Source organism: Alteromonas sp. KUL150 (assembly GCF_009811475.1).
Lineage (GTDB): Bacteria > Pseudomonadota > Gammaproteobacteria > Enterobacterales > Alteromonadaceae > Alteromonas > Alteromonas gracilis.
Map to the genome: position 1 here is coordinate 1 of NZ_BLIJ01000025.1, position 10,411 is coordinate 10,411.

General features: G+C 42.8%; 10 protein-coding genes. 4 read left to right on the forward strand and 6 right to left on the reverse strand.

Features of this window, described 5'->3' with window-relative positions:
- Positions 1–390 precede the first annotated feature (390 nt).
- On the forward strand, positions 391–2,013 hold the full coding sequence (locus GVO62_RS04685) for a response regulator (RefSeq protein WP_159117948.1): 1,623 nt from the start codon (positions 391–393) through the stop codon (positions 2,011–2,013).
- A gap of 44 nt (positions 2,014–2,057) precedes the next feature.
- Here the strand turns inward: GVO62_RS04685 and GVO62_RS04690 are convergent, their stop codons facing one another.
- Together GVO62_RS04690 and moaA are read right to left on the reverse strand one after the other, a co-directional pair.
- Positions 2,058–2,585, reverse strand: coding sequence for a GNAT family N-acetyltransferase (locus GVO62_RS04690; protein WP_159117949.1), 528 nt, complete (start codon positions 2,583–2,585; stop codon positions 2,058–2,060).
- Between the two features lie 125 nt (positions 2,586–2,710).
- On the reverse strand, positions 2,711–3,679 hold the full coding sequence (gene moaA, locus GVO62_RS04695; protein ID WP_159117950.1) for a GTP 3',8-cyclase MoaA: 969 nt from the start codon (positions 3,677–3,679) through the stop codon (positions 2,711–2,713).
- Positions 3,680–4,029: 350 nt separating this feature from the next.
- Here moaA and GVO62_RS04700 point away from each other — a divergent pair, with 350 nt between their 5' ends.
- From GVO62_RS04700 to GVO62_RS04710, 3 genes are all read left to right on the forward strand, one after another.
- A complete protein-coding gene (locus tag GVO62_RS04700) occupies positions 4,030–5,826 on the forward strand; it encodes an ABCB family ABC transporter ATP-binding protein/permease (protein WP_159117951.1) in 1,797 nt (598 codons plus the stop codon).
- Positions 5,827–5,886: 60 nt separating this feature from the next.
- On the forward strand, positions 5,887–6,102 hold the full coding sequence (locus tag GVO62_RS04705; protein ID WP_159117952.1) for a DUF3820 family protein: 216 nt from the start codon (positions 5,887–5,889) through the stop codon (positions 6,100–6,102).
- 73 nt (positions 6,103–6,175) lie between these two features.
- Entirely contained in the window at positions 6,176–6,499 is a 324-nt protein-coding gene (locus GVO62_RS04710; protein ID WP_159117953.1) for a hypothetical protein, read from the forward strand.
- On the opposite strand, the gene GVO62_RS04715 is transcribed toward GVO62_RS04710, so the two are convergent.
- The 4 genes from GVO62_RS04715 to GVO62_RS04730 are packed head-to-tail and all read right to left on the reverse strand — an operon-like array spanning position 6,496 to position 10,211.
- Positions 6,496–7,860, reverse strand: a complete 1,365-nt coding sequence (locus tag GVO62_RS04715) for a TrkH family potassium uptake protein (RefSeq protein ID WP_159117954.1) — start codon at positions 7,858–7,860, stop codon at positions 6,496–6,498. The genes GVO62_RS04710 and GVO62_RS04715 overlap by 4 nt on opposite strands.
- Positions 7,857–8,513, reverse strand: coding sequence for a potassium channel family protein (locus tag GVO62_RS04720; RefSeq protein WP_159117955.1), 657 nt, complete (start codon positions 8,511–8,513; stop codon positions 7,857–7,859). Before GVO62_RS04720 ends, GVO62_RS04715 begins: the two co-directional genes overlap by 4 nt.
- Positions 8,513–9,208, reverse strand: coding sequence for a response regulator transcription factor (locus GVO62_RS04725; protein ID WP_159117956.1), 696 nt, complete (start codon positions 9,206–9,208; stop codon positions 8,513–8,515). Before GVO62_RS04725 ends, GVO62_RS04720 begins: the two co-directional genes overlap by 1 nt.
- A 4-nt stretch (positions 9,209–9,212) precedes the next feature.
- Positions 9,213–10,211 carry a sensor histidine kinase gene (locus GVO62_RS04730; protein ID WP_159117957.1) on the reverse strand — a complete coding sequence of 333 codons (999 nt, stop codon included), beginning with the start codon at positions 10,209–10,211 and terminating at the stop codon, positions 9,213–9,215.
- Positions 10,212–10,411: the final 200 nt, after the last annotated feature.

Sequence of the window (10,411 nt, forward strand, 5' to 3'; positions counted from 1 at the left end):
TCTCTCCTTGTTCGAAACTTATCTTAAACATGCCTTACGTCACTCTGGACACTCACCAAGTGTAAGATGCATTAGATATTGAGAACATCGTAAATAAATCCAGTCTCTACTCGTATCCCCAATTTCTTAGCTAAATGCTCAACGCAGTCCACGTTTTAATCTCTTGCACTAAATTCCCTAGTAGAATCCTCAAGCGTCGTCAATAAAAACATCTATGCCCCTGTATACTTCCCCTTTGTCGAAACAGATATGAGGGTTTAAACTCTCAATTTCCGAAGTCGTGATTACTATAAAGAGCCGAGTTATGCGATAGTCTTCATAAAGCACTATACTTAGACAGCCGATACCATGGTAAGGTAATAAATCCCCTGCTTCCGAGGCTTTCACTTTATGAAACTACAGTTAGCTAAAAACACCAAGCTATTGATTGCTGAGGATCAGGTTCTGGCCAAAAGCCACATACACTATGCGCTTGAGCAATTGGGCTTTAGGAACATGGATTATGTAGATAGGCCTTCTCATGCTTTATCTGCAATACAAGAGCATGATTACGACGCGATTATCTGTTCCTATAATTTACGCTCTGAGCAGGGTGGATATTTCTTATTAGAGCAGCTAAATGCAGCACATACCCTTCCCCTTACAAGCGCATTCATTTTCACAAGTGCTGACACTTCAACCGAAGTCGTACACGCTATTATTGAACTTCAGCCAGATGAGTTTATAGCAAAGCCTTTTTCAGTAAATGAGCTTGATAGAAGGCTCTCGCGAGTGTTGTCTAGAAAAAAGGCGCTGAAAAACGTCTATGCGTTCATGGATAAAAAAGACTATGAGAAAGCATTAGCTGAAATAGAGTTTTTCTTGTTGCAGCCTGAAAATGCTGACCACTTTCCACTTGCAATGAAAATTAAAGGGGACTTGTTTCTTCTCACTCAACAATATCAAACAGCCATCGCCTTCTTTGAATCTATTATTAATGTTCAAGATTTTAACTGGGCTAAAATGGGGATAGCTAAAAGCCTTATTGCGCTCAATGAATTCGATGATGCAGAAAGAGAGATTATCCAGCTGGCAACGCGTCCAGACTCCGCATTAGAAGCCTATGACCTTCTTGCGACTCTTCAAATCAAACTTGCGGCTTTCGATGATGCCTTAGAATGCACTTCATTGGCGTGCGCCATGTCTCCGCGTAACATAGAACGGTATCAACGAGCAATAAACTTAGCGCGAATTACTCATGACTACGAGAGCCAGTTCAATAGTGCTAAAAAAGTAGTACGTTATGCGCGAGGGTCGATTCATGATAAGCCCGAGATTTATCTATGCGCAGCTCGCGCTGGCGTTGATTTCGCAATGACGTCAGAACCAGAACATGTAAACAATATTGTTAAGCAAACCAATGAGTATTTGCGTCAATTAAAAAAAGCGCACCCTAGAGCAACGCTCAATGATGAATTGGCAGTAATAGACGCAAGGTTACACTATTTAAAAGATGACTCAGCTAAGGCTCAATCGCTGCTTTCAAACTTTCACGTAGATTACGACCAACACCATTCTACTGAAGCTTTACTAGACAGAGCGAAAGCGCTGCATGAAGTGGGGATGAAAAAAGAATCACTCGCCATATTAGATGCCATCTCCACCAGAGAGGAACCAACTTCTGATGGCACAAACCTAATGAGCACTTACTTAAAGCAAGAAAAGGCAGAAAAAGAAGCAATTACACTTAGCCCTAAAACACTCAATAATACGGCTGTAGCACAATATAAACGGGGCGATTTAACACAGTCGTATACTACTTTTTCTCAGGCGTTTCGAGTGATGCCAAAGAATCCGTCCATTGCATTGAATTATCTGCAATCGATTATACGAGCAAGGAAATCAAATACTTCTCTGCCTCCTAATACATTGGCTGATATTAGAAAATGCAGGGAAACACTAGAGACAGCACAACTATCAGCGGATCAGCAATCCCGCTATGACAACGTGAAAACTATTTTGAAGGGCGAATAATCGCGTTTAAAGCACAACTCGCCATGTGCCTTAAGAAAGAAGCGTTAGCTCTTATAAACCACTACAGTTTCGTGGAAAATTTTGTCTTTATATTCTTGTTCGTGACTGAATGTCATTCCCAATTTTTTCATAATATTTATAGATGCACTGTTTTGCGGGTTGGCAATGGCAGAGAATTTTTCAACACCTATTTCATACAAAGCATCTTTAACAGCTCCAGCTGCCTCAGTAGCGTAGCCTTTCCCCCAAGTATGGCGCTTAAACCGCCAGCCTAACTCCATGTTTTCGCTTTCTGGACTCTGAGTGAAGAAGCCGAAAGGACGAACTAAAATCCATCCAATACTTTCTTTATCCTCTAACGTCTCAACTCGCCATAGGCCCCAGCCTAGAGCGGGATTTGAATACGCTTGAAATCGTGGAACGAAAATATCAACTATCTCTTCTTTCGTTGACTTTCTGCCGCCATTAATAAATTTCATGACGAGCTCATCTTGGTCGAGCTCCCACAAAAAATCGGCATCTTTTTCGGTGATGTAGTGATAGGAAAGGCGCGCACTGTCCTTGATATGCATAAACTTCCTTTATACTTATTATTCTACTTATACTTATAAAAGTGAATATAGCTTATTTCTGCAACAAACCAAATAAATTAAACCTAATATGTTACAGATTTTTGAGGACGACCAAGACCCCAATACTATCCGCCAAGCATTGCTAGGTGCTTAGTTGCCCCTGTTTTTCCTTCGTGGAGATAATGCGTTTCGTGCTTTTGCCCAAGCACGTTTTTTAAAAAGGCTATAACCTCGTTTACATCGCCGTTAGCCAGAAGCTGCCTCATATCGATTCCGTTTTCGCTAAATAAGCAAAGATGCAGCTTTCCTGGGGCTGAAACACGAAGGCGATTACATGATTTACAGAAGTCCTTGCTGTAAGGCATGATCAAACCAATTTTTCCGGCATATTCGGGATGGTAAAACTCTTGAGCTGGACCAGCATCTTTTCTGCGTAGCAGAGGCTGCCACCCCATCTCTAACAAGGTGCTTTTAAGCGGTGATCCGCTTTGATGCTGCTTGCTGAAAAAGGTGTGTAAATCCCCTGTTTCCATAAGTTCTATGAAGCGAAGGGTTACTGGCATATCTTTAAGCCACGCTAAGAAACGATGAAGCCGGCTGTCAGAGAAGTCATTAAGCAGTACAGAATTTACCTTTACATCAAGACCAGCATCTATCGCCGCATCTAAACCGCGGAGCACGGCTTTAAGCTTATCTTGACCAGTAATGGCTGCAAACTGGCGAGGATCCAGGCTATCTATGCTTACATTGACTTGGTCGAGACCCGCATCTTTCCATTGGTGGGCAAACTTTTCCATTCGTGCCCCATGGGTTGTCATTGCCACCCGCTCAATTCCTGGTGTATTGCTGGTTAGACGTAGAATATCGAGAAAATCTCGTCGTAATGTTGGCTCTCCACCGGTTAAGCGCACTTTAGATGTGCCGAGCGTAGCGAAAGCCTTAAGCAAGGTGTCTATTTCATCAAGTGTCATGAACTGATCGCTAGACGGACCTTCATATCCATCAGGCAAACAGTACTGACAGCGGAAGTTGCACGCTTCGGTCACTGACAAACGTAAATAGTGAAACTGTCTACCGAAACTATCTTCTAACAAACTAACTCCTTAAACGTGGACGATATCTCTTCGAATATGCTAGTAACTTGCTGAATAGAACAACAATCAAAGGGCTACTCAGCAAGGTTACTAAATTAAACTGCCTCTTAGTGTACGCGCCGCATAGCTAAAATTAAACACATTCATGGCTATAAATAAGACCGTTTTAATCTCTAGTTCATTTCAATACGTACACCAACAAGTAAAATTCACTATACTAGTAAGTGTTACTCTTCATCGGCTTAAAGAAATCACAACGTTGATTCGTGTTAACACCTTATCCAGCTAGCCACATATATTGCAAACACTCAGTTAATTACTTTGAATTTAACAATTAAGCACACTATAAAATGAGAAAAAACCGTTTTCCTACTAATCACGATGAACCTGTTAAATGGCACGTTCTTTCGCAACTTTGGCCTTATTTACTTGAGTTTAAACAACGGGTTTTTCTGGCACTACTTTGCTTAGTAGCAGCTAAACTTGCCAGCATCGGCCTACCCTACGTGCTGAAATATACTGTAGATAGTTTGAATGGCGATTTAACTAAACTGGCCATCGCTGTTCCTATCAGCCTTATCGCGGCATATGGAATCTTAAGACTACTAAACGTTTTACTAGGCGAAATACGGGATACCTTATTCGGCCGTGTGACCGAGCGTGCTATGCGTCGACTTGGTTTGAAGGTGTTTAAACATCTACATAATCTCGATTTAGGGTTTCATTTAAATAGACGAACAGGTGGTCTGTCTAGAGACATTGAGCGCGGAACAAATGGCGTCAGTTTTCTTATGCGCTTTATGGTGTTCAATATTGTTCCCACGCTACTAGAGATAGCGTTAGTCGTCGGCCTGTTATTATTTCAATTTGGCGTTTCATTTGCCCTTATCATTGTTTGCAGTGTTATTGCCTATATTGGCTTTTCAATGAAAGCAACCGACTGGCGCACTCGCTTTGTTACTCAAATGAATGAAGCTGACTCAACCACCAACTCTCGCGCGGTAGACAGCCTGCTGAACTTTGAAACCGTAAAATACTTTAACAACGAGTCTTTTGAAGCTAATCGCTACGACACGGATTTAGCTGCGTGGGAAAAAGCGAGAAGAAAAAATCGCTTGTCTTTATTCGCCCTAAATGGTGGTCAAGCGGCCATTATTGCTATTGCGATGACTTCAATGATGGCGAACGCTGCCCTTGGGGTAATGAATGGAGAAATGACCATCGGTGATTTTGTGCTTATCAACGCTTTTACCATGCAGATATTCATGCCGCTAAACTTCTTAGGTTTTGTCTATAGAGAAATTCGCGGAAGCCTTGCTAATATTGACAAATTATTTGAACTACTAGACCAAACACCCGCCATTAAGGATGCAGATAACGCCACTGAATTAACCTGCACGAATCCAGCCATCGCATTTAATAACGTGCACTTTTCCTATAGCGAAAATCGCCAAATTTTAAAGGGCCTGAGCTTTGAGGTGCCACCCGGCTCAAAAGTTGCTGTTGTCGGTGAAAGCGGTGCAGGTAAATCGACGCTGATGAAACTCCTTTTTCGCTTTTATGAGCCAAATGAAGGGAACATTACCATCGACAGAAAAGACATTTCATTGCTCACTCAACAAAGCTTACGCGCTCATATCGGTATTGTGCCGCAGGACACGGTGCTTTTTAACACCACGTTGCTGGAAAATATTCGCTATGGTAACCCCGAAGCTTCTGATGAAGAAATACAACAAGTATTGAAACTGGCTCACCTAGAAGCCTTTGTAGCAAGCCTTCCTGATAAACTAGAAACCACTGTGGGCGAACGCGGCCTCAAACTTTCAGGCGGTGAAAAACAGCGAGTTTCTATAGCCCGCGCGTTGTTAAAAGGCGCTCCTATCATGATATTCGATGAGGCCACCAGTTCATTAGACAGCACGTCTGAGCGTGCTATATTGTCTGCCCTACGCGACGCGGCGAAAGGCCACACGAGTTTAGTGATAGCCCACCGACTCTCTACCATTGTGGATGCAGATAAAATATTGGTTTTGAAAAATGGGGCTATCGTAGAGGAAGGGACACACACGCATTTACTTGAGCGTCAAGGAGAGTACGCCACACTATGGCAAGCCCAGCAGCGCGACAGTGAAGAAGATATTGAGTAAAACGCTAAGAACAGTGTTGAAACTAACCTCAACAATTTCGGTGAAGGAGCTAATGCATAGATGGATCCCATGCTTATTAAATCTGCTATCAATCAGGTTATGCCTTTTGGGAAATATGCCGGAAGGCGTTTATTTCATTTACCCGAGCCTTATTTGGTATGGTTTCACAAACAAGGCTTTCCCGAAAACAAGCTGGGCGAACAGCTTGCTTTAATGTATGAAATAAAGTTAAACGGATTGGAATCAGTTGTAGAGCCTCTGCTAGACGATGATTAAATGTCAGCTGGAAAACAAAGAAGCATCGCCCTCGTAATGTTGAAATGCGTAAATTAAAGCGAAAATACTATTTATGTTTGTAAGACCCAGAAAACAACGTCGAAGTGATGTAAACGAACGCATCAAAAAAGTTCACAGTGCAATAGCCGACAAACTACTATCTCACCCAGAGCTTTTTGAGCAAGCCGAACAAACCTTAGAAGCGCGTTATCAAAACAAAATGATGCGTTACGGCAGTTATCTGATGTGGAAAGGAATTATTGAAGCTCGCGATGAACCCACCGTATTTAAAGCGCTTTTATTGGCTGGCGACGAGCGCACAGCCAACTTAAGAAGAGAAACCATCTTCGTCGGTATTTTAAGTGAAGATGAACGAGCCGCTATTTTTGCAGGTTAACCAATGGCTAGCTTAGCTTCCGGGTATTTAATGCGGCTTATTCGAGGGCTGGCAATAAAATAAGCCAATGTTAGAGGCCCTAATCTACCCGCGTACATCAGTAAGATAATGATCCACTCACCACTGTTTGACAGCTCGCCAGTTAACCCTCTGGAAAGACCCACAGTCCCTAGAGCAGAAACCGCTTCAAAAACAATATCTAAAAAGTCAGCCTTTTCTGACATTAACAGAAAAAATATAGCTATCCATGTAATACCAATAGAAATCATCGTAAGCGCCAGCGCTTTGCTAACAGTATCGTTTGAAATCGTCCTACCAAAAAGTCGTGGCGCAGCCCCTCGCTGAATATAGTTGTACGCGGCAATGAGTAAAACGATGAAAGTCATCAGTTTTATGCCGCTTGCAGTACTCATAGAGCCCCCACCGATAAACATAAGCAACAACATTAATGCAGTAGTTGGATCTTCTAACGACGCTATATCCAGCGTATTAAATCCGGCAGTTCTTGGAGTAACAGCTTGAAACCATGATGCCCATAATGCGCTTTGAGTATCGAGGTTCGCCAAGGTTGCAGGATTATCACTTTCAATAACAAAGATAAGCAAAAAGGCGGTTACATTGACAATTAGCGTACCCAATATCATCGTCTTGGCATACACAGAAATGCGTTGCCATCTGCGTTTTTTATGAAGCTCTATCCAAACGGAAAACCCGAGACCACCTATAATAAATAACGCAGAAATAGTGATGTTAATAATCGGGTCACCCACATAGGCGGAAAGACTATCCCCACTTAGTGCAAATCCTGCGTTGTTGAACGCAGAAATGGTATAAAAAAACGCGTGAAATAGGGCTTCACTCACGTCCTTTTCCTGTATCCAGTAGGCCGACAGAATACAAAAACCCACTAACTCAACTAAAAAAGCAAAAGCCAGTACCGACTTCGCTGTAGATACAAGCGTTGATAAATCCGTTTGATTAAACGCCTCTTTCACGGCCGATTGCTGCAAGAAGCTTATTTTACTTCCTAAAGCAATGAGCGTGACGATGGCAAACGTCATCAGCCCTAAGCCGCCCAGCTGAATTAAAACCGCAATCACAGCTTGTCCAGCAGTTGTAAAAACAGATCCGGTATCGACTACCACAAGACCCGTAACCGTCACTGCTGACGTGGAGGTAAATAAGCTTTGGATCCACGAGATGGGCTCATGAGTCATTATTGGTAATTTAAGAATAACCGTGCCTAAAAGAATCACAGCCACAAAGCTTAGAGAAAGAATAAGAGGTGGCCCTACCTGAATTTTGTTAAAACCCTTAGGCGAGCGCTCTATGGGTCTATAGCCAGGATCCCATCTGTTCATTGTGCTAACCTTGGCGCTATTTTAACTAGGCTCTCTCGATGGCCGCAGAGGATAACGGTATCTTTCGAAGTAATCGCAAAGTCTAACGATGGATTATGATGTAGCTGGTGACCTCGCTTAACTAACAAGCAAGAGACTTGCCCCTTACCGACGGACAGCACGTCTTTTAAGCGCTGTGACGAAAAGTGATCAGACAAAATGACATCAACGATATAAACGCCGTGTCCTATACCTAAGTAGTCATTCACCATTGGGTAGTTAAGCGCTTGCGCCACTCTTGCTCCCATCTCTTCTTCAGGATGAATAATTTTCGACACACCCAGCTTGGATAAAATAGCGTGGTGAGCAGAGCTATTAGCTTTCACCCAAATATTGGCTACGCCCAAGTTTTTTAATGCCAACGTACACAGTAAGCTAGCTTGCATATCCTCGCCAATAGCGACAAGCACGGCTTCGCTCTGACACAAGTTTAATTCCTTGAGTGCACGCTCATCACTGGCATCACACACAACGCACTGCGTAAACTCACCTGCATACTGTTCAACCAGCTTTTCACTTTGGTCAATTCCTGTAACGGTGTGCCCCATATGAATTAACTCTAAACTGGCCGTTAAGCCAAACTTTCCAAGCCCAATTACACTATAATGCGACATTAATTAGCCTCCGGTTTGTCAACCGCTATTCGGTAGCCTCGTTTAGGCATTGTCTCTATTAAATCTTTCTCAAACGGATCTATCTTCTTTCTTAGCTGCCTTACAAGAATGCGGATGTAGTGGGTATCTTCACTGTGATGCAGACCCCATATTCTTCTCAACAATTCTCTTTGGCTAATGAACGCCCCAGGGTGTTTTGTAAGCTCATCAAGAAGCTGAACTTCTTTCGGAGCGAGCACTATACTTTCTCTTTCAATACGAAGACGCCGCTCGGTAATATCCAACTCAATCTTGCCAATCTTTCGTGTGGTCATTGTAGGCTCAACCACAGGAATGAAATCTCTTAGTAGGACTTTCACACGGATTACAAGCTCTCTGATCCCAAATGGCTTGCTAACGTAATCATTTGCCCCTCGAGACAACAGGTCAACTTTGTCTATTTCTTGGTCTCTTGCAGACAGTACAAGAACTGGCAGACGACTGGTTTCTCTGATGCGTTTAAGCACTTCACTGCCCTCGCCATCAGGTAACCCTAAATCGAGTATGACAAGGTCAGGACGGTGCTGATTAAACAATGACAAGGCTTCTCGAACCGAAGCAGCTTCAACACAAAGGTAGCCTTCTGCACCTAGCGCAATGCTCAGCATCTGACGAATATTCGCATCATCTTCAACAAGTAGAATGGTGTGGCTCATTGCGCTAATCCCTTTTTGGAATTGAAATACTGACGAGAAGGCCTGGTGTGGTATTCGACAGCTTGATAGCACCACCATGGGCGTGAACTATGCCTGCTGCTACGCTTAGCCCTAAACCAATGCCGCCTTTTCCACTATCGCTGCGACGACGGGTTTGAAAAAGCTGTATTGGCGATTTTAGCTGTTCATCGCTGATTCCCTCGCCTGTGTCAGCTATTTCAAATTCATAGTTCTCACCAGTATGACTTACCCTTAGCCATACGCTGTCGTCGCTAAATTTAAGAGCGTTGTCAATTACGTTAAATAAGGCTTGTTGCAACAGCGATTCAGACACAGTAATTACAGGGCTATCGCATTTGTTGATCAATTTTAGCCGACGACTATCAATCCGACTTTCAAGGGCGGCTAAAAATGTGTCTAGATTTACATGGGTCAGGTTTAGCGCTAACGCGTTATGCTCAATTCGCGTAGCTTGAAGCAGGTTCTCAATATATACGTAAAGGCGTTTACCTTCATCGTGAACCCCTTGTAACAAAGCTTGTCTTTCAATGTCATCAAGCTTGTCTTGATATGTCATATAGGTTTCTACAGAACCTATTATGGTAGAAAGTGGCGTGCGCAAATCATGTGACACAGAGCGCAGAACACTAGATTGTGTTTTAACAACCTGTAACGCATGCTGCTGAGATTTTACGTAAACAGCTAGCTCGCTGATTAGGATAGCTACAATGAAAAATACGACGAAGTTAACGCTGTCTTCAACTTCTGCTATTTGAAAAGAGTAAAGAGGCGCGGTGAAAAAATAATTAAAGCTCAGTGCACCGGCTAGCCCGGCAAGCAAGCCATAAAACCTTGAAGTGGTTAACGCTACGATGGCACACGCAAGTTGAAGAATAAGTAGAATTCCGCCGAGCGGCAAGAACCAGTTACTAAGTACTAAACATCCTAAAATGGCCGTAGCCATAATAAAAAGCGTATAGAAACCATATTTGAATTGCGTCATAGATCCATCGTATTAATTTGAACACTATGAGCATATCAACCTAAATCAAAATATACGCGTAAAATTTAGGTAAAAAAACGGCATCCCATGATGCCGTCTTAGTTAATTGCCGATGCAATAAAGTCTGCTATGCGCATTACGCATTACGCATTACGCATTACGCATTACGCATTACGCATTACGCATTACGCATTACGCAA

Excerpts from the sequence above, each read along its gene's own strand:
- GVO62_RS04720 (WP_159117955.1), bottom strand. The coding sequence starts at position 8,513 with ATGTCGCATTATAGTGTAATTGGGCTTGGAAAGTTTGGCTTAACGGCC.
- GVO62_RS04705 (WP_159117952.1), top strand. The coding sequence starts at position 5,887 with ATGGATCCCATGCTTATTAAATCTGCTATCAATCAGGTTATGCCTTTT.
- GVO62_RS04710 (WP_159117953.1), top strand. The coding sequence starts at position 6,176 with ATGTTTGTAAGACCCAGAAAACAACGTCGAAGTGATGTAAACGAACGC.
- GVO62_RS04700 (WP_159117951.1), top strand. The coding sequence starts at position 4,030 with ATGAGAAAAAACCGTTTTCCTACTAATCACGATGAACCTGTTAAATGG.
- GVO62_RS04690 (WP_159117949.1), bottom strand. The coding sequence starts at position 2,585 with ATGCATATCAAGGACAGTGCGCGCCTTTCCTATCACTACATCACCGAA.
- GVO62_RS04715 (WP_159117954.1), bottom strand. The coding sequence starts at position 7,860 with ATGAACAGATGGGATCCTGGCTATAGACCCATAGAGCGCTCGCCTAAG.
- GVO62_RS04685 (WP_159117948.1), top strand. The coding sequence starts at position 391 with ATGAAACTACAGTTAGCTAAAAACACCAAGCTATTGATTGCTGAGGAT.
- GVO62_RS04730 (WP_159117957.1), bottom strand. The coding sequence starts at position 10,211 with ATGACGCAATTCAAATATGGTTTCTATACGCTTTTTATTATGGCTACG.
- GVO62_RS04725 (WP_159117956.1), bottom strand. The coding sequence starts at position 9,208 with ATGAGCCACACCATTCTACTTGTTGAAGATGATGCGAATATTCGTCAG.